This window comes from Streptomyces sp. NPDC007875 (assembly GCF_042868035.1).
In the GTDB taxonomy this organism is placed as follows: Bacteria; Actinomycetota; Actinomycetes; order Streptomycetales; family Streptomycetaceae; genus Streptomyces; species Streptomyces antimycoticus.
On record NZ_JBIADZ010000002.1, the window covers coordinates 13,718 to 30,946 of the forward strand.

Genomic DNA, 17,229 nt, shown 5'->3' on the forward strand with positions numbered 1-17,229 from the left:
GGATGCAGGAGTGCTCGCATGGGGAGCGAAGGTTCGGCCCTGCTGGAACCCTTGTGGCAAGGGCTTAGCGCGATCGATCCCTCCACCGTCTCCGGATCCGTCTCCTGCGCCCTTCCCGCCCGCTTCGAGGCTGTCAAGGGTGCCCGGCAATTCACCGGCTCCACCTTGCGGCAGTGGAACATCCCCGAACTTCTCGACGAAGTGGCGCTCGTCGTCTCCGAACTGGTCACCAACGCGCTGCGGCACGCCCTGCCCGGCACCGCGGCGACGGCCGGTGAGCCGGAGCGGCCGGTGCGGCTCCATCTGATGCGCGGCCCCTCACGGCTGGTGTGCGCCGTACGCGACCCCAGTGAGGCGGGCCCGGTGGCCGGCGAGGCGGGCTGCGGCGAGGAATCCGGACGCGGGCTCCAGCTCGTGGAGTCCTTCACGGACGGCTGGGGCTGGCAGCCGCTGCCGGGCACCCCGCACGGAAAGATCGTCTGGGCCGTCTTCCACCTCCCCCCGGCGTGAGCCGCCTCCCCCACGCCTGAGCGCACGCGGCCCCCTCCGCGGCGGCGGTCACGGGCTGGTGGACTCCGGCGGGGCCGTGGTGATGCCCAGGCCATGCAGCTGGAAGAGCCGGTTCACATCGTGCATCGTGACGATCCCCTCCAGCTGCCCGTGGTCCACCACCAGCACCGGCATACCGCCGCCACCCGGACGCGCCCGCTCCAGCACCTCGCTCAGCAGCTCACCGGGCTCGGCCACGGTGCACCGCGACAGCGGCGTCGCCACATCGCGCACCCGCTGCGCCTCCCGGGCCTCTGTCGGCACCGCCGCGAGCGCGCGCAGCTGGACGGCCCCGCTGGGCTGTCCCTCGAAGTCCAGCAGCGGCATCACCGAATGCCGGGAGTGGGCCGCCACGTCGTCGATGAACCGTCCCACGGTCAGCCAGTCGGCCCCGGCGGCGACCGGCGCCGACATCGCGTCCGCCACCCGCACCCCGCGCAGCGCCGTGTTGACCCCGGCCCGCTGCCGCTCCGCGTTGGCGATGATCACTATGAAGAGGCCGATGAGCGAGAGCCACAGCCCGCCGGTGTTCCCGCGCAGGAAGGAGATCCAGCCGAGGGCGATGAGCGCCACGCCGAGGATCTGGCCGCTGCGCCCCGCCGCCCGGTCGGCGCGCTCCCGGTCCCCGGTGCGCCACCAGATCGCCGCCTGCACCACCCGGCCGCCGTCCAGCGGCGAGGCCGGCAGCAGATTGAAGACGCCCAGCAGCAGATTGGCCCAGCCCAGCCAGATCAGGACGGCGGTCGGCACCCCCCACCCGGTGAGCGCGTGCACCCCGATGCCCACGCCGAGGGCGACACCGCCGATGACCAGACTGGTGAGCGGCCCGATGACGGCCACCCAGAACGCGACCCCGGCGGTGCGGGGCCGTCCCATCTTGGTCATGCCGCCAAGCGCCCAGAGCGTCACGTCCTCCACCGAGACGCCCTTTCGGCGGGCGGCGACCGCGTGCGCGGCCTCGTGGAGCAGCAGGCTGCCCATCAGCAGCACGGCGCCGACGACACTGGCGAGGGCGTAGACGGTGCTGGTGCGGCCGGGGGTCCATGCGGGCAGCGTCTCGCGGCCCAGCCCGTAAGCGAGCAGGACGATCAGCACCGGGACGCTCCAGTGCATCCGCAGTGGAACCCCGAGTATGCGTCCGACCCGGACCGAGCCGCTCATCGCCGTCTCACATCAGTCGGGTGCCCCCGCTCGCCACTACCAGTGTCGCGCGTCCGCGGCGATCAGCCCAGACCGGCCGAATCATGCGCAAGATGGTCGAACTCGCCGTCCTTGGCACCGAGCAGCATCGCCTCGACCTCGGCCGGGGTGTAGATCAGCGCCGGCCCGTCGGGGAACCGGGAGTTGCGGACAGCCACGTTCCCACCGGGCAGTTTGGCGAACTCGACACAGGAACCCTGGGAGTTGCTGTGTCTGCTCTTCTGCCAGACGACCCCCTGGAGGTCCGCGGCCGCCATGCCGTTGTAGGGGTGGTCGCGCACAGGGCTTCTCCACTGTTCGTGCATGCGTGCAGCTGTCAACTGCCTCGGATCATAGCTGCGTTCCTTTGCAAACGCATGGGCAAATGCATCTGCGTATGCGCAGGTAGATGCACAGGCAGATGCACGTGCACCATGTGTATCTGCGTGATCACCCGACACCGGCATCTCCTGCCCGGAGTGAAGAAGAGCAGTCGTCATGTATGACGTTCGGGTCCCCCTCCGGGTTGAGCGGACCTCGTTGTCGGAGCGTTGTCAGACCCCCCTGCGAGACTCACGGCATGAGGTGGGCGGCGGCGGAGACGGACGACGGGGGTGTTCGTCTCTGCCCGCTCGGCCCCCAGGGAAAGGCCGCCGGGCCGGTAGTCGAGGTCACGGCGGCCCAGGGCGGGATCGCGGAGGCCGTGCGATCCCGCCCCGAGGCAGACCGGTGGGTGTGGCGGTCCACCGCCGAGGTCTATCCGCGGCTGCTGGCCGCCGGGGTCCGGGTCGAGCGGGCCTATGACATCGAGGCGGCCGAGGCGCTGCTCCTCGGCCATGAGGGGCACTCGGGCGCACCGCGTTCGCTCGCCGCCGCCTGGGCGCGGCTGCACGGGCTGCCCGTCCCCGAGGATCCGCCGCCCCGGGCGGCCGGAGGCCAGCCGTCGCTGTTCGAGCCCGGTCCGCCGCCGCTGCCGCCGGGCGCCGACCCGCTGGAGGCGCTGCTGGCGGTCTACGCGGAGCAGCTTGTCCGTACGGAGGCGGCCGAGCACCCGGACCGGATGCGGCTGCTGACCACCGCCGAGTCGGCGGGGATGCTGATCGCCGCCGAGATGCGGCGGGCCGGGGTGCCCTGGAGCGCCGACCGCCACCGGGAGCTGCTGGACGAGCTGCTCGGCGAGCGCTATCCGGGCGGTCTGGAGCCGCAGCGCCTGGTCGAGCTGGCCGACGAGGTCTCGCGCGCCTTCGGCACCCGGGTCCGGCCCGATCTGCCCACCGAGGTCGTCAAGGCGTTCGCCCGCGCGGGCATCGCGCTCGGCTCGACCCGCGCCTGGGAGCTCGAGCGGATCGACCACCCCGCCGTCGAGCCGCTGCTGCGCTACAAGAAGCTCTACCGGCTGCACACGGCCCATGGCTGGGCCTGGCTCCAATCCTGGGTGCGCGACGGCCGCTTCCGCCCGGAGTACCTGCCCGGCGGCACCGTCTCCGGCCGCTGGACGACGAACGGCGGCGGGGCGCTGCAGATCCCCAAGGTGGTGCGGCGCGCGGTGGTGGCCGATCCGGGGTGGCGGCTGGTGGTGGCCGACGCCGACCAGATGGAGCCCCGGGTGCTGGCCGCGATCTCCCGCGACCCCGGGCTGATGGAGGTCGCGGGCAGCGGCCGGGATCTGTACGCGACGCTGTCCGACCGTGCCTTCTCCGGCCGCCGCGAGCTGGCCAAGCTGGCGCTGCTGGGCGCGGTGTACGGCCAGACCTCCGGCGACGGCCTGAAGCATCTCGCCGCCCTGCGGCGGCGCTTCCCGGCGGCGGTGGCGTATGTGGACGAGGCGGCCCGCGCGGGCGAGGAGGGCCGGCTGGTGCGCACCTGGCTCGGCCGCACCTGCCCGCCCGTGGGCGGCGCCGCCGAGGAGCCGGCCGACGAGGCGGGGCTGCCCCGGGAGCAGGAGGAGCCGTCGTACGGCAGCACGGCGAGCGCCCGCGCGCGGGGCCGGTTCACCCGGAACTTCGTGGTGCAGGGCAGCGCCGCCGACTGGGCCCTGCTGATGCTCGCCGCGCTGCGGCGGTCGCTGAGCGGGGCCGGGCTGCGCGCGGAGATCGTCTTCTTCCAGCACGACGAGGTGATCGTGCACTGCCCCCAGGAGGAGGCCGACACGGTCCGGGAGGCCATCGCCGAGGCGGGCGAGACGGCCGGCCGGATCGCCTTCGGACCGACACCGGTGCGGTTCCCCCTCACCATGGCGGCGGTGGAGTGCTATGCGGACGCGAAGTAGGCGCCCAGGTCCTGTCCGGTGAATCGTCGCGCCTGCGGCATCAGCGGCTGACGCCCCGGGGCATCCGGCATCCGATGCAGGGTGCAGCCCCAGTGGTCAGCCGTAACCGGGGGCGCGCCGTGCGAGGCGTCGCGGGCCCGCAAATATCCACCGCACAGAGCCCAGGGGGCAGTGGCTCCCCCGACCGGCTCAGCCCCGCAGGCAGCGGCGCTGATCGTCCCCACACGATGAGAGCGGAGGGCCGCCGGGCGGCGGCCCGCCACGCCGCCCACAGGGGAGACCTGCCATGACCATCAGCCTCGAGGCACTGCGCCGCTGCTCCATCGCCGTCGACCTCGGCGCGGCCAGAACACGTGTCTACCTCAGGCGTACCGGGCTCATCGTCGACGAGCCGACCGTCGCCGCCGTGAACACCCACACCGGCGGGCTGATCGCGGTCGGCGCGCTGGCCGAGCGGATGACCGGGCGGACGCCCGAGCACATCCGCGTCGTACGGCCGGTCTCCAACGGCACCGTCGTCGACATCGACATGGCCCAGCGGATGCTGCGGCTGCTGCTGGGCAACAAGCTGCGGCGCGCCTGGCGGCGCCGCCCGCTGGTGAGCGCCGCCGTCTGCGTACAGCACGACGCCGACCCGCTCGCCCAGCGCGCCGCCGTGGAGACGCTCACCGGTATCGGCGCCAAGCGGGTCGAGCTGGTGGACACCCTGATCGCCGCCGCCGTGGGCTGCGGTCTGCCGGTGGAACGGCCCGAGGCGACGATGATCGTGGTGTGCGGCGCGGCCACCACCCAGGTCGCGGTCCTGTCGCTGGGCTCGATCGTGGCCGCCGAGCGGGTGCCGGTGGGCGGGGAGACCGTGGACCACGCGGTCGTCCAGTATCTGCGCAATGAGCACGCGCTGATGCTGCCCAGCCAGGCCGTCCGCCCGCTGCATCTGCTGCTCAAGAACAGCGCGGACGGCGCACCGGCCGTGCCCAGCACCGAGGTGCACGGCCGGGACGTGGCCACGGGGCTCGCCCGGACCGTACGGATCGATGTCGGGAGCGTGCGGAGCGCCATCCGCACCCCGCTCACCGGAGTGCTGGACGCCATCGGCACGGTGCTGCGCCGCTGTCCGCCCGATCTGGTGGCCGACCTCGCCGACCGCGGCATCATGCTGGCCGGCGGAAGCGCGGTGCTGCCCGGGTTCGACACGATGCTGCGGGAAGCCACCGGTATGCCGCTGAACATCGCCGACCACCCCGACGTCTGCGCGGTCGAGGGGCTCGGCGCGATGCTCGACGGCAAGGTACAGCCCCTGCTGCTGGGCGCGATGGTCTCCTGACCGCCCCGCCCGCACCCGGACCGGCCCCCTGGCCCGCCGGGCCCCCTGACACCTGATCGGAATTTCTTCACGACGCGTTGAGCGGCTGCCTCCCCCCTTGCGTAGTGAAGGGGGAAGAGGCCGACATGGCCGCCGATCCCCCCCGGGGCTCAGACCGGGAGCGTCCGTAGATGTCCAACTCAGGTCAGGTCCTGGAGGTTCAGGTGCACGACGACGCCGCCGTGGCCGATGAGCGTCCGTCAAGATCCCGGCGTGGTACGCCGGACGAGCACCTCATGCGCGCGCTCTACCAGGAGCACGCAGGGCCGTTGCTCGCGTTCGTCCTGCGGCTGGTCGCGGGTGACCGTCACCGCGCCGAGGACGTCGTCCAGGAAACCCTGGTGCGCGCCTGGCGGAACGCCGACCAGCTGTCCCGGGCCACCGGCTCCATCCGGCCCTGGCTGGTCACGGTCGCCCGGCGGATCGTGATCGACGGACACCGCAGCCGGCAGGCCCGGCCGCAGGAGGTCGACCCCTCCCCGTTGGAACTCATGCCTGCGGAGGACGAGATCGACCGTGCACTGCGGCTCATGACCCTGACCGACGCGATGCAGGACCTCAGCGACGCCCATCGCGAGGTGCTCGTCGAGACCTACTTCAAGGGCCGGACCGTCAACGAGGCGGCCCAGACCCTCGGCATACCCAGCGGGACGGTACGGTCCCGGGTCTTCTACGCGCTGCGCTCCATGAAGCTCGCGCTCGAGGAGAGAGGAGTAACGGCATGACAGCGCAGACGCACCACTCGGGACACGACGCCGTTGGCGCGTATGTGCTCGGCGTGCTCGACGAGGCGGAGGCCGGCTATTTCGAGGAGCATCTGGCCGGCTGCGATCAGTGCGGACGGCAGCTCGACGAGCTGACCGGACTGGAACCCCTGCTGGCGGATCTGGCGGCCGACATCCCCGGGATCCACGGCAGCCCCGGGCGGACCCAGCTCACGGGCCACACGCCGCATGCCTTCAGCGCTACTCCCAACGCCATCGAGACCCTCACCGCGCGCCCCGGCCCAGCGCTGCTCCAGCGCATGGTCGGCGAGGTCGCCACGTTCCGCGCCAAGCGGCGGCGGCGCGGGCTGTACCTGGTCGCGGCGGCGGCCGTCCTGATCGTCGGCGGTCCGGTCGGCACCATCGCGGTCACCTCCGGCGGCTCGGACAGCGCCGTGACGGCCGCCCCCAACGAGAGCGCCCTCTTCTCCGGGATGCCCGACAAGATGCAGGGCACCGACCCGGACACCAAGGTGAACGCGGCGGTCGCGCTGGAGGACAAGATGTGGGGCACCGACGCCGTCCTGCGGCTGAAGAACCTCAAGGGTCCCCTGGACTGCAGTCTGATCGCGATCTCCAAGGACGGCCACGAGCAGACGATGATGACCTGGTCCGTGCCCGAGTGGGGGTACGGGATCGAGGACAGCCCCAAGGCGGAGGCGAGAGAGCCGCTGTGGGCCCATGGCGGCGCGGGCATGAAGCGTGCCGACATCGAACGCTTCGAGGTCCGTACGGCCGAGGGAAAGCGCCTGGTCTCCCTGAACGTCTGACGTCAACGCCTGGTCCGCCGGAACGTCCGGTCCGCCGGAACGTCTGATCCGCCACTCGGATCGCCGATCATCCCGTGCGGCGCGGTGAGCGAGATGTTACACAGAGTGTGATATGCCGTGCTTCGCGTCCCCGGGGGGTCCGGATCCGAGGAGGCACTCCGTGGCTGACCGGGACGCCCATCAGCAGCGCATGTTCGCTCAGTATGTGCTGCCCGAGGTCGAGGTACTGCTGCGCGTGGCCATGTCACTGACCACCCAGAGAGCCGACGCCGAGGATCTCGTGCAGGACACGTTACTACGGGCGTACCGGGCAGTCGGCCGTTTTGACGGGAGACATCCACGGGCCTGGCTGCTGACGATCATGCGGCATGCGGAGGTCAGCCGGCGCCGCCAGCGCCGACCCCGGCTGCTCGACGATCCGGATACGGAACTGGAGCGACTGGTCCCGGCCCGGGACGCGACACCGGAGGAACTGGTGGTCGACACGACGTTCGACGAGGCCGTGGACGCGGCGTTCACGGCGCTTCCGCTGCGGGACCAGCAGGTGGTGCGGCTGGTGCATGTGGATGGACTGTCGTACGCGGAGGCCGCACAGGTGCTGGACGTCCCCAAGGGGACGGTGATGAGCAGGCTGCACCGGGCGCGTAAGCGGATCCGGAACCAGCTGCTGGCCGCGGGAGTGGAATCGGAGCGAGGTGGCGCATGAGCAGATGGACATGGTGGCGGACCACACGCACCACTCGAACCACGCAGACCACCGGAGAGCTCCGGGGCGCGCGGTGTCCCCTGGGCGCGCCGATGCTCCAGTCGTATCTGGACGGGGAGCTGGAGGCGCCGGCCGCGGCCCGGGTGCGGGCCCATGTGGCCGAGTGCCACCGCTGCGCCCGGGAGCTCGCCGTCTACCAGCGCATCAGCGAGGCGCTGGCCGCCCGCCCGGTGACCGACGAGGCGGTGCTGGACCGGCTCAGGGACTTCGCGGAGTCCCTCGCCGAGCGGGAGAGCCGGGAGCCGAGGACGGGGGCGACGCCGACGGAGCCGGTCCCGGGGACGGAGACGGTGCCCGGGACGGTGCCGACGGAGGCGGAGGCGGAGCCGGTCCCAGGGAGGGTCCCGGGGTCGGATCGGGACGCGGATCAGGGCGCGGTGCACAAGGCCGGAGGCTGACGATCGGGTCGGGCCCGACACCCTCACCGGGCAGTGCGACGGCCCGTTCGCGCGAGGTTCTGCGCAGCAGCAGGGCCGCGGTGAGCAGGGTCCCGGTGATCAGGGCCACATCGGCGAGGTTGAACACCGGCCCGCGGGCGTCCAGCGTGATCCAGTCGATGACGGCACCGCGCAGCGGGCCCGGCGACCGGATCATCCGGTCGGCGCCGTTCCCCATCGCTCCCCCGGCGATCAGCCCCAGACCCAGCGCCGCGCCCCGGCCGCGGACCCGCAGCCCCGCGCCGGCCGCACCCAGCGTGGCCACCGCGCCCGCGAGCGTGATCACGACGATCAGCGCGGGCCGGCTGTGGCCCAGGCCGAAGGCCACCCCGGTGTTGCGCACCAGCAGCGCGCAGAACGGCCCGAACCGGGCCTGTGGCCCCGCGGTGCCGCTCCAGGCGGCCAGCGCCATGGCCTTGCTGAGCTGATCGGCCACGATCACGACGAGCGCGACCAGGGGGAAGAACAGCCGGCCGGTCGCCGGACGGGGCTTCATCATCGGCCTCCCTGGGGGTGGGGGGCCGGTCCGCGGGCGCGGTCCGCGGCCCGGGAGGGAAACCCGCCGGGGGTCCGCCCCGCTTCCCTTCCGGCGGAACGAGTCCGGAGCGAACAGCGGGCCCGGCGCAGATCCCGGGCCCGCGGGCCGCCGGGAACAAGACGAGGGCCCGCAGGCGGCTGCCTGCGGGCCCTCGCTGCTGCCCACTGCCCATGACCTCCAGGTGGTCATCGGCGGTGTACCGAAGGGGTCACTCCGACGATTACTTCCCCTTCTTCGCCTCCAGCAGAGGCGTCTGGTACTTGGACAGCATCTTCATCTTGTTCTGGTCGATGGTCTTCCAGTCGTTCTTCAGCACACCGCCGGTGTCACCCGAGTCCGGGTTCCAGGTCCAGTAGGTGTAGCTGATCTGGTGCTTCTTGAGGTAGTCCATCAGGGCGTTCTGCCACACGGCCTCGGAGCTCTTACCGGCGGTCTTCTTACCACCGAACTCACCCATCAGCAGCGGGGCGATGTTCTGCTTCTTGATGTACGCCCAGTGCTTGTCCCAGATGGCCGGCATGTTCTTCGGGAAGTCCTTCGCCATGAACCAGTTCTGGTTGTAGACACCCGGACCGTAGTCGTGGGCCGAGTAGACGACCTTGTTCGGCTCCTTGAGCTTCACCGGGTGCTTCTTCACACCCTGGAGGTCACCGCCCCACCAGAACTGCTCGTTCTTGTGGCGGTCCGTACCCTCGACGAAGATCAGCCAGTCCTTGTTGACCTTGTGGATGGCGTTACCGGCCTTGGTGGCCGCCAGCTGCCAGTCGGTCTTCGGGTTGCCGTCGCCCCACGTGGCCTGGCCACGCGGCTCATTGTGGAGGTCGGCGCCGATCACCCGGTCGTTGTTCTTGTAGCGCTTGGCCAGCTTGACCCAGTCGTCCAGCCACTGCTTCTCGGTGAGGCTCTGGGAGTACCACAGCTCACTCTGGCCGTACTGGTCCGGACGGTGCTGGTCCAGGATCACGCGGATGCCGCGGTCGGTGGCACCCTTGACGATCTTGTCCATGATCTGCTGGGGGGTGAGGCCCTTCAGATCGGGGTTCTTGTGCCAGTCGATGCCGTTGGGCTTGGCCGACGACTTGAACATCTCGTTCGCGTACGGCAGACGCATCGTGTTGAAGCCCTGCTTGGCCATCTGGTCCAGCATCGACTCCCAGTTACGGGTCCACAGGCCGTGCGGCGCGTAGGTGCCGGTCTCGAAACCGAACCAGTTCACACCGGTCAGGACGACCTTCTTGCCGTCGGAGTCCACGATCTCGCTCTTCTTGGTGGACAGCGGACCCTCGGCGCCCGCACCGGTGGCCTTGGCCCCGGCGGCGGAGGTGGTGGCCGACTGGCCATCGGTGTTGTTCACCGCGAAAGCGGTGACAGTGCCACCCACGGCAGCAGCAGCGACGACGGCCGCGGCGATACCGAAGCGGAGACGCTGCGAGCGCGGCGTGCGCTTGGTCTCGGTGGTCGGGGCGTTGTTCTGGTCCATGGGGGAATTCATTCGGTGATGCTCCTGAGGAATTCGGGTACTGCGGTCTTGAGGATGCTGGGGTTGTTCGTCGGAGATTCCAGACATTCCATCTGCGGGTCGGAGACTGCGGTCAGCCGGACAATCCGCGCGGACGGTAGAAGTTCGCCGATCAGGCGGACCAACCGCTGCGTTTGCCAGCTGGGCTCATCCACGTCGATCAGCACCACATCCGGCTGCATGTGGTTGGCCAGAGAAATTGCCTCTCGGGCCGACCCTGCAATTCCGGATAGCTCCAGTCCGGGCTCCTCGACAACGAGATCGGCGAGAGCACTCAACACCAGTGGGTGGTGCTCCACGACGAGAACTCTGTGCATCGATCGGAGCTCCTTCGTGGCTTGTCCTTTCGCTCACCGACATTAGGGACTGACCGCGGTCCGAATCGCCGTACGGCTGACTGAAATCTGCGTACCTCAATTGCAGGAATTCCGGGCACACCAAACGACCGAATTCCGCCTACCTCAATTGAGGTAGGAGAATTCGGCCGTTTTATGGGGGTTATGTCCGATATGGGGGCCGGTGGGAGGTGCTCAGGGCATGCGAAAGGCGCCGGTCACGGGGTGACCGGCGCCTTTGAGGAGGTCAGCGGGGCAGGGCTCAGAGGGGCAGGGGGGTCGGGGTCAGCGCGTCAGCCGGTACGCGTAGCCGGGCAGGAACATGCCCGCACCGGCGGCACAGCCGTCCGCCTGCCCCGGCTGCTTGACCCATAGGAAGGCGTCGATGCCGGGGATGCCCGTGGCGGCGGTGGGGGGCCTGCCCAGCTTGCGGCCCGGCGGATCGCAGAAGCTGTGCTTCCGCGTGGGCCCCGCCCCATTGCGGCTGGTGTCCACCACAACCCCCAGCCGTGGCCTGCGCAGCTCCCTGATCACGGAGAGTCCGTAGCGCACCTCGTCGGCGGTGGCGTTGAAGTTGGAGACGTTGACCGCTATCCCGTCCCCGTACCGCTCTATACCGGCACGCCGCAGCCGATCGGCCATGGTGCGCGCGGGCTGCCATCCGGAGTTCCCGGCGTCGTAGTAGACCCGGGCCCGTGGCGCCCCCCGCTGGAGCGCCCGCGCCGCGTACGACAGCGCCGCGAACCGCTCCGCCTGCTGCCGCCGCTTGAGACAGCTCATATGGGCGAGCGCGTCCGGTTCGAGGATGACGATGGCGCGCCCGCCCCCTATCCCCCGGGTGAGGGCCTCGCTCCAGCGCCCGTAGGCGGCCGTGTCCCCGGCGCCGCCGGAGCTCAGCTGCTGGCAGTCGCGCTGCGGGATGGTGTACGGGACCAGCACCGGCAGCCGTCGCTGGGCGGCGGCGGTGCGGACCAGGGAGCGGGTCCGCTCCTCGACCAGGGACTCATTGGTCTCGGTGAGCCAGGCGGCCTGGGGCTCGGCGGCGATCCGCTCGGCGATGGCCGACGCGCGCCGGTCGTGCGGGTGGTCCCGCACCCAGGTCGCGGCCGGGTTGTGGGGGTCGGTGTAGAAGCGGGTCGTCGCCGGGAAGAACGGCTTGGCCACGGGGAGTGACGGCTTGCCGTTCGGCTGCCGCACCGGGCCCACGAACAGGGCCTGCACGGTGGTCGCCGCCATCACCACCTCGACCACCAGCACCATCACGATCAGCTGGGCGATGCCCCGCCCCGCCCACCTGGGCTTACGTCCGCCGGCCGGCGGGCGGGGGCGGCGGACACGTGCGCACAGTTTCGTGATCATGGCGAATCCAGCCCGGCCTCAGCCGTTGCGGGAGTTGTCGGGCGGGGGCCTGCGCCGGCTGATGAGCACCACCGCCAGGACCGCGAGCACCACCAGGACTCCGGCCACCACCCCTATCGTGACCAGCGCGGATTCATCCCCGTCGGTTTTGTCGGCGGAGGCGGCCGGGATGGCGGCCGGATGGCGGCGGGGGGCGGAGAGCTCGGCGGAGGCCGGTGGCGCGGCCCGGTCCGCCAGCGCCTTGGCCGGGGCGATCACCCCGTATCCATAGCGTGGGTCGTGGCCCGCGGAGCCCTTGCGGTCGGCAGTGTCGATCAGCTTCTGGACGACCTGGTTGGCGTTCCAGCGGGGGTGCTCCGAGCGCAGCAGCGCGGCGCCCGCCGCGACCCAGGGCGCCGCGAAGCCGGTGCCGTCGCCGGTCCAGTAGTCGTTGTTGCCGGAGGTGGTGAGGATGGAGACGCCGGGGGCGGCCAGGAGGGTCTTCCCACCGTGGTGGGAGGAGGTCCATACGGCGCCCTTCTTGTCGGTGGCCACCACGGCGACCACTCCGGGGAGGGCGGCCGGGTAGGTGGGCTTGTTGCCTTCCTTGCCGTTGTCGCCCGCGCCGGCCACGATCACGGCGTCCTTGGCGACGGCGTACTTCACCGCGGACCGCAGCGCGGGGGTCGGACGCTTGAAGGAGACGGCCAGATCGATGACGCGCGCGCCCTGGCCGACCGCGTGGCGTATGGCCTTCGCGGTGGGGTCGGGGAGCGCCTTTCCGTCGCGGTAGACGCCGAGCGGCATCACCTTGGCCTGGGGCGCGAGGCCGTACACCCCGTCGCCGCGGTAATTACGGCCGGTGCCGGCGATGATTCCGGCGGCATGAGTGGACTGCTCGGCCGCCTTGCCGCCGTCCCGGGTGCCGAAGCCGCCGGTACCGCCCGCGAAATCCTTTCCGCGGACCACGCGCCCGCGCAGATCCGGATGTGTTGCGTCGACCCCGGTGCCGATGACCGCCACGGTCACTCCGGCACCTTTGCTGATTTTCCAGGCGCGTTCCGCTTTGAGCGCGGTCAGCGCCCATTCGGAATCGTGCAGCCCACCGGAATGGGAATCACTTGCCGCAGCCGGCGTGGCCAGTGCGAGCGTCATCGCTGCGATGACCGCTCCGGCCCGGCCGGCGAATGGATGGCGTGACATCACGTGACCTGACATTACGTCACCTACTCTCTTCGCACGGGACGCAAGGCCGTCGGGCCCATTTCATCTTGGGCATCCCCCGCAGGTACTGACACCCGCGAGAGGGTGAGCGACCCGTCCCTTCTTTGGGGGACCGGTCGGGATACCCCGGGCCGGGCTCTCCCCAATACGGGGGAGCGGAGGGGTCCGCCGAAGGTGTACCACCCGCTCCCCCGGTCGCGGGTACTACCTCCTTTTCGGGTGACGCACTCTTGGGTCAACGGCGATAAGAGCCTCCTGTCGAGGGAGTCGCGATGCAGCGTTTCCGAACGTTCAGCGAGCGCACCGGAGAGCCGGACGAAGAGGCGGATACCTCCGCCGGCAACGCCCGTAAGCGGACCGGAATGCTCTCGCGAGCCCTCCCGGTCCGGAACCCGATGGCCGGTATGCCCGGGCTGGCCCTTCGGTTCGCGGTCGTCGGCGGGGGCGGTGTGCTCGTGAACACGGCGGTCCTCTTCGTTCTCTATCACTGGGCCGGACTTCCGCTCCTGGCGGCGTCGGCGATAGCGGTGGAACTGGCCGTGGTGCACAACTATCTGCTGAACGACCGGTGGACCTTCGCGGTCGGCACTCCGTCCCTCCGTCGATTCATCAAGTTCAATGTCTCGGTCCTGGGCGGACTCGGGGTCAATGTGCTCATCGTCTGGTCACTGGTGCGCGGCGGAACGCATCTGCTGCTGGCGAATTGCCTCGGCATCGCGGCGGCTTTCGCGGTCAACTTCGCGTCGAGTACCGGCTGGGTCTGGGGGAGGCGGAGCCGATGATTGTCTCCATCATCTACCTGGTGTTGATCGTGGTCTCGATTCTGCTCACCGTCCAGTCGGCCCACGTCCTCTACCTCATGCTCTACACCTGGGACCGGTCGGATGCCGAACGGAAGGCCAGGGCACCGGATGAGTTCCTGCCGCCCCAGATCTCCTTCAGTGTCCTGCTGCCCGCCCGGCATGAGGAAGACGTCATCCAGAACACCATCGAGCGCGTGGTGCGGGCCAACTATCCGGCCGAACTGCTGGAGGTCTTCGTGATCTGCTCACAGGACGACGACGGCACGATCAAAAAAGCCGAAGAGAAGATCGACGAGTTGAAGCGGGAAGGGCTGCGCAACGTGCGGGTCGTGGTGTTCGACGACCAGCCGATCAACAAACCGCACGGCCTCAACACGGCGCTTCCGCACACCGCCAACCAAGTGGTGACGATCTTCGACGCGGAGGACGATATCCACCCGGAGATCTTCAGCCTGGTGAACACCGTGATGGTGCAGGAGAAGGTCAGAGTGGTCCAGGCCGGCGTGCAGTTGATGAACTACGAGTCCAACTGGTACTCGACGCTCAACGTCCTGGAGTACTTCTTCTGGTTCAAGAGCCGGCTGCACTACCACGCCCACCACGGCTCGATCCCGCTCGGCGGGAACACCGTCTTCTTCGCCCGTGAACTGCTGCTGCGGCTCGGCGGCTGGGACGACCGCAACCTCACCGAGGACGCCGACATGGGCCTGCGGATATCCGCCATGGGCGAGCGGGTGCGCGTCGTCTATGACGACCGGTATGTGACCAAGGAGGAGACCCCGCCGACCCTCGGCCACTTCATCCGGCAGCGCACCCGCTGGAGCCAGGGCTTTATACAGACCCTGAAGAAGGGCACGTGGAAGAAGATGCCGACGCGCAAACAGCGCTGGCTCGCCTTCTACGTCCTGGTGTTCCCGCGCGGACAGGCGCTGCTCGGCCTCTATCTGCCGATCTCGCTCGGCATGATCCTCATCCTCAAGGTGCCGGTGCTGATCGCGCTCTGCTCGTATCTGCCCGTACTGCTGCTGGCCGCGCACTTTCTGGTCCAGGCGGTCGGTCTGTACGAGTTCACCGGCGCCCACGGCCTCGAAGCCTCGCCCAAAGCCCTCATGCGCATGGCCATCGCCTGGTTCCCCTTTCAGATGATCCTCGCGTACGCCGCGCTGCGGGCCATGCGGCGCGAGATGCTCGGCCGCCACGACTGGGAGAAGACACAGCACGTAGGCGCCCACCGGGCCACCACCGAGGAGGCGGAGTCGCGTGTCGGATAACACCACGCCCTCGCGGTCGGCGCCCGTCGACCCGGAAGGCCGGAAGACCGCGGCGGACAAGGAGACCGCGCCCAACAGGAGCACCACGCGGCTGGACAAGAGCACCGCACCGGACGAGAAGACCGCACCAGACAAGAGCACCGTACCGGGCAAGAAGACCGCACCAGACGAGAAGACCGCACCAGACAAGAGCACCGTACCGGGCAAGAAGACCGCACCGAACAAGAACGCCACGCCAGGCAAGAAGACCGTGGCGGCCAAGAGCACCGCACCAGGCAAGAAGACCGCACCAGACAAGAACGCCACGCCAGGCAAGAAGACCGTGGCGGCCAAGAGCACCGCACCAGGCAAGAAGACCGCACCAGACAAGAGCACCACGCCAGGCAAGAAGACCGCACCGAACAAGAACGCCACGCCAGGCAAGAAGACCGTGGCGGCCAAGAACGCCAAGGCCCCCGCGCGGCGTCCGCGTCGCGGCCCGCGGTTCTCCGTGGCGCGCGGCTGGTTCCCCCCGCTGGGGACCAAGGGCAAGATCGCCCTGGTCGTCTCCCTGCTGACCGGCGTGCTCACCCACGGCTACCACCTGTTCCGCTACCCCCTCTACCTCACCGACGAGGGCATCTATATGCAGCGGGCGTGGTCGGTGCTGCGGGAGACCAGCCTGTCCCCGTACACCTACGATTACGACCACGCCCCGCTGGGCTGGATCACCCTGGCCGGCTGGGCCTTTCCGCTGCCGAAGCAGTTCGAGACCTTCGGGAGCGCAATCAACACCGGACGATTTCTGATGCTGCTGGTGCATATCGCCAGCGTCTATCTGTTGTTCGAGATCGCCCGGCGGCTGTCCGGCAGTGTGCTGGCCGCCACCGTCACCGCGTTCCTCTTCAACGTCTCGCCGATCGCGGTCTACTTCCAGCGGCAGGTCCTGCTGGACAACCTGATGATCTTCTGGCTGCTGCTGAGCCTGTTCATGCTGCTCCGCCGGGAAGTCACGATCAGAGCGGTGTTCGGCGGCGGGGTGGCGCTGGGGATGGCCCTGATCACCAAGGAGAACGCGATCTTCTTCGTGCCGACCTTCATGTATCTGCTCTACCGAAGAATCAAGGGATCGCCCAGCCATCGGTTCACCAGGACCCTTTGGCCATTCGCCGCGCTCAGCCCGATCGGCGCATATGTGACCTACGCACTGCTCAAGAACGAGCTGCTGCCGAGCGGATTCGACTTCGATCTGAACAATCCGCCCGCTGACCACGTATCGCTGCTCTACACCCTGTGGTGGCAGCTCAACCGAAACCAGGGCACCCTCTTCAGCCACACCGGACTGCTTCAGACCAGCTGGCTGGTGCGGGACAAGGTCCTGCTGATCGCCGGGGTGTGCGCGATGGTGATCTGCCTGTGGATCGGCGTGCGGAACCGCAGGCGCAACCTGGGCTTTCTGGTCGCCGGAACGCTGGCCTTCGGATACGCCTTCTATCTGGTGCGTGGCAGCGTGGTGCTGGACTTCTACGTCACGCCGCTGATCCCGATGTTCGCCCTCAATGTCGGCATGGTCACGGACCGGTTGCTCAAGGGCTCGTTCGCCAGTCGGTTCATGCGTGGTGCCCATTCCATGATCCGGGTCGCCGTGCCGTCGTTCGTCGCCATTCTGCTCCTGGCGTCACCGGCCTCCGGATATCTCGTCCACACCAATACCGAGGGCCGTACGCAGATTGCCGACCAGTACCAGTCCAAGATCAACCTCACCGGAATGCAGCATGCTCAGATCGCCTGGGTACGCAAGCACGTTCCGCCGAATTCGCGCATCGTCATGGACGACGACCTGTGGAGTCAGCTGCACGATATCCGCCCGTTCTACCCGTACGCGCACTCCCACTGGAACGCCTCGTCCGACCCGGACGTCCGCGACAAACTGTTCAAGAAGAAATGGCAGTACGTGGACTACATCATCATGTCTAACAAGATGCGCAGATCCATGATGCTCAACAATGGCGACGGCCGAGAGAACTGGATTCTCAAGGCGCTGCAAAATTCCACCCGCGTCTGGTCGGTAACCCGGGGCAATATCAAGCTGGAAATCTACCGTGTGCAGTAGCCATGGGAAGAG

At 69.3% G+C, this 17,229-nt stretch carries 16 protein-coding genes and 1 pseudogene; 10 read left to right on the plus strand and 7 right to left on the minus strand.

Going from position 1 to position 17,229, the window contains the following annotated elements; translation table 11 throughout:
* The first annotated feature begins 18 nt into the window (after positions 1–18).
* Positions 19–510 carry an ATP-binding protein gene (locus ACFYOY_RS03730; RefSeq protein ID WP_351881959.1) on the plus strand — a complete coding sequence of 164 codons (492 nt, stop codon included), beginning with the start codon at positions 19–21 and terminating at the stop codon, positions 508–510.
* Positions 511–558: 48 nt separating this feature from the next.
* On the opposite strand, the gene ACFYOY_RS03735 is transcribed toward ACFYOY_RS03730, so the two are convergent.
* Entirely contained in the window at positions 559–1,710 is a 1,152-nt protein-coding gene (locus ACFYOY_RS03735) for a site-2 protease family protein (RefSeq protein ID WP_351881961.1), read from the minus strand.
* A 62-nt stretch (positions 1,711–1,772) separates the two neighbouring features.
* Positions 1,773–2,006: a DUF397 domain-containing protein gene (locus tag ACFYOY_RS03740; RefSeq protein WP_351882264.1), complete on the minus strand. Its 234-nt coding sequence runs from the start codon at positions 2,004–2,006 to the stop codon at positions 1,773–1,775.
* 302 nt (positions 2,007–2,308) lie between these two features.
* Here ACFYOY_RS03740 and ACFYOY_RS03745 point away from each other — a divergent pair, with 302 nt between their 5' ends.
* The 6 genes and pseudogenes from ACFYOY_RS03745 to ACFYOY_RS03770 form a co-directional block, all read left to right on the plus strand.
* Positions 2,309–3,997: a bifunctional 3'-5' exonuclease/DNA polymerase gene (locus ACFYOY_RS03745; RefSeq protein ID WP_351881963.1), complete on the plus strand. Its 1,689-nt coding sequence runs from the start codon at positions 2,309–2,311 to the stop codon at positions 3,995–3,997.
* Positions 3,998–4,283: 286 nt separating this feature from the next.
* Positions 4,284–5,321 carry a rod shape-determining protein gene (locus ACFYOY_RS03750; protein ID WP_351881965.1) on the plus strand — a complete coding sequence of 346 codons (1,038 nt, stop codon included), beginning with the start codon at positions 4,284–4,286 and terminating at the stop codon, positions 5,319–5,321.
* 170 nt (positions 5,322–5,491) lie between these two features.
* On the plus strand, positions 5,492–6,085 hold the full coding sequence (locus tag ACFYOY_RS03755) for a sigma-70 family RNA polymerase sigma factor (protein ID WP_059142437.1): 594 nt from the start codon (positions 5,492–5,494) through the stop codon (positions 6,083–6,085).
* Positions 6,082–6,894, plus strand: a complete 813-nt coding sequence (locus tag ACFYOY_RS03760) for an anti-sigma factor family protein (protein WP_388584621.1) — start codon at positions 6,082–6,084, stop codon at positions 6,892–6,894. Before ACFYOY_RS03755 ends, ACFYOY_RS03760 begins: the two co-directional genes overlap by 4 nt.
* Positions 6,895–7,054: 160 nt before the next feature.
* Positions 7,055–7,600: an RNA polymerase sigma factor gene (locus tag ACFYOY_RS03765; RefSeq protein ID WP_351881969.1), complete on the plus strand. Its 546-nt coding sequence runs from the start codon at positions 7,055–7,057 to the stop codon at positions 7,598–7,600.
* Between the two features lie 92 nt (positions 7,601–7,692).
* Positions 7,693–7,767 (plus strand): annotated as a pseudogene (locus ACFYOY_RS03770) (zf-HC2 domain-containing protein); the annotation flags it as partial.
* A 91-nt stretch (positions 7,768–7,858) separates the two neighbouring features.
* On the opposite strand, the gene ACFYOY_RS03775 reads toward ACFYOY_RS03770, so the two are convergent.
* The 5 genes from ACFYOY_RS03775 to ACFYOY_RS03795 all read right to left on the minus strand — a co-directional run bounded on the left by ACFYOY_RS03775 (position 7,859) and on the right by ACFYOY_RS03795 (position 12,856).
* Entirely contained in the window at positions 7,859–8,596 is a 738-nt protein-coding gene (locus ACFYOY_RS03775; RefSeq protein ID WP_351881971.1) for a signal peptidase II, read from the minus strand.
* Between the two features lie 259 nt (positions 8,597–8,855).
* Positions 8,856–10,127, minus strand: coding sequence for a glycoside hydrolase family 5 protein (locus tag ACFYOY_RS03780; RefSeq protein ID WP_351881973.1), 1,272 nt, complete (start codon positions 10,125–10,127; stop codon positions 8,856–8,858).
* The gene (locus tag ACFYOY_RS03785; RefSeq protein ID WP_059142433.1) at positions 10,124–10,471 is read right to left on the minus strand and encodes a response regulator; all 348 of its coding nucleotides are present in this window, start codon (positions 10,469–10,471) and stop codon (positions 10,124–10,126) included. Before ACFYOY_RS03785 ends, ACFYOY_RS03780 begins: the two co-directional genes overlap by 4 nt.
* Before the next feature lie 303 nt (positions 10,472–10,774).
* Positions 10,775–11,848, minus strand: a complete 1,074-nt coding sequence (locus ACFYOY_RS03790) for a glycoside hydrolase family 6 protein (RefSeq protein ID WP_388584625.1) — start codon at positions 11,846–11,848, stop codon at positions 10,775–10,777.
* Between the two features lie 18 nt (positions 11,849–11,866).
* Positions 11,867–12,856, minus strand: a complete 990-nt coding sequence (locus tag ACFYOY_RS03795; protein WP_351881977.1) for a S8 family serine peptidase — start codon at positions 12,854–12,856, stop codon at positions 11,867–11,869.
* Between the two features lie 467 nt (positions 12,857–13,323).
* Between ACFYOY_RS03795 and ACFYOY_RS03800 the strand changes: the two genes are divergently transcribed.
* The 3 genes from ACFYOY_RS03800 to ACFYOY_RS03810 are packed head-to-tail and all read left to right on the plus strand — an operon-like array spanning position 13,324 to position 17,217.
* The gene (locus ACFYOY_RS03800; RefSeq protein WP_351881979.1) at positions 13,324–13,833 is read left to right on the plus strand and encodes a GtrA family protein; all 510 of its coding nucleotides are present in this window, start codon (positions 13,324–13,326) and stop codon (positions 13,831–13,833) included.
* Positions 13,830–15,125, plus strand: coding sequence for a glycosyltransferase (locus tag ACFYOY_RS03805; RefSeq protein WP_351881981.1), 1,296 nt, complete (start codon positions 13,830–13,832; stop codon positions 15,123–15,125). The genes ACFYOY_RS03800 and ACFYOY_RS03805 overlap by 4 nt, the downstream gene beginning before the upstream one ends.
* A complete protein-coding gene (locus tag ACFYOY_RS03810) occupies positions 15,115–17,217 on the plus strand; it encodes a glycosyltransferase family 39 protein (protein WP_388584629.1) in 2,103 nt (700 codons plus the stop codon). The genes ACFYOY_RS03805 and ACFYOY_RS03810 overlap by 11 nt, the downstream gene beginning before the upstream one ends.
* Positions 17,218–17,229 lie beyond the last annotated feature (12 nt).

Bases quoted from the DNA above. Each gene is read 5' to 3' on its own strand.
- ACFYOY_RS03730 (WP_351881959.1), top strand. From the start codon at position 19: ATGGGGAGCGAAGGTTCGGCCCTGCTGGAACCCTTGTGGCAAGGGCTT.
- ACFYOY_RS03735 (WP_351881961.1), bottom strand. From the start codon at position 1,710: ATGAGCGGCTCGGTCCGGGTCGGACGCATACTCGGGGTTCCACTGCGG.
- ACFYOY_RS03740 (WP_351882264.1), bottom strand. From the start codon at position 2,006: ATGGCGGCCGCGGACCTCCAGGGGGTCGTCTGGCAGAAGAGCAGACAC.
- ACFYOY_RS03745 (WP_351881963.1), top strand. From the start codon at position 2,309: ATGAGGTGGGCGGCGGCGGAGACGGACGACGGGGGTGTTCGTCTCTGC.
- ACFYOY_RS03750 (WP_351881965.1), top strand. From the start codon at position 4,284: ATGACCATCAGCCTCGAGGCACTGCGCCGCTGCTCCATCGCCGTCGAC.
- ACFYOY_RS03755 (WP_059142437.1), top strand. From the start codon at position 5,492: ATGTCCAACTCAGGTCAGGTCCTGGAGGTTCAGGTGCACGACGACGCC.
- ACFYOY_RS03760 (WP_388584621.1), top strand. From the start codon at position 6,082: ATGACAGCGCAGACGCACCACTCGGGACACGACGCCGTTGGCGCGTAT.
- ACFYOY_RS03775 (WP_351881971.1), bottom strand. From the start codon at position 8,596: ATGATGAAGCCCCGTCCGGCGACCGGCCGGCTGTTCTTCCCCCTGGTC.
- ACFYOY_RS03780 (WP_351881973.1), bottom strand. From the start codon at position 10,127: ATGAATTCCCCCATGGACCAGAACAACGCCCCGACCACCGAGACCAAG.
- ACFYOY_RS03785 (WP_059142433.1), bottom strand. From the start codon at position 10,471: ATGCACAGAGTTCTCGTCGTGGAGCACCACCCACTGGTGTTGAGTGCT.
- ACFYOY_RS03790 (WP_388584625.1), bottom strand. From the start codon at position 11,848: ATGATCACGAAACTGTGCGCACGTGTCCGCCGCCCCCGCCCGCCGGCC.
- ACFYOY_RS03800 (WP_351881979.1), top strand. From the start codon at position 13,324: ATGCAGCGTTTCCGAACGTTCAGCGAGCGCACCGGAGAGCCGGACGAA.
- ACFYOY_RS03805 (WP_351881981.1), top strand. From the start codon at position 13,830: ATGATTGTCTCCATCATCTACCTGGTGTTGATCGTGGTCTCGATTCTG.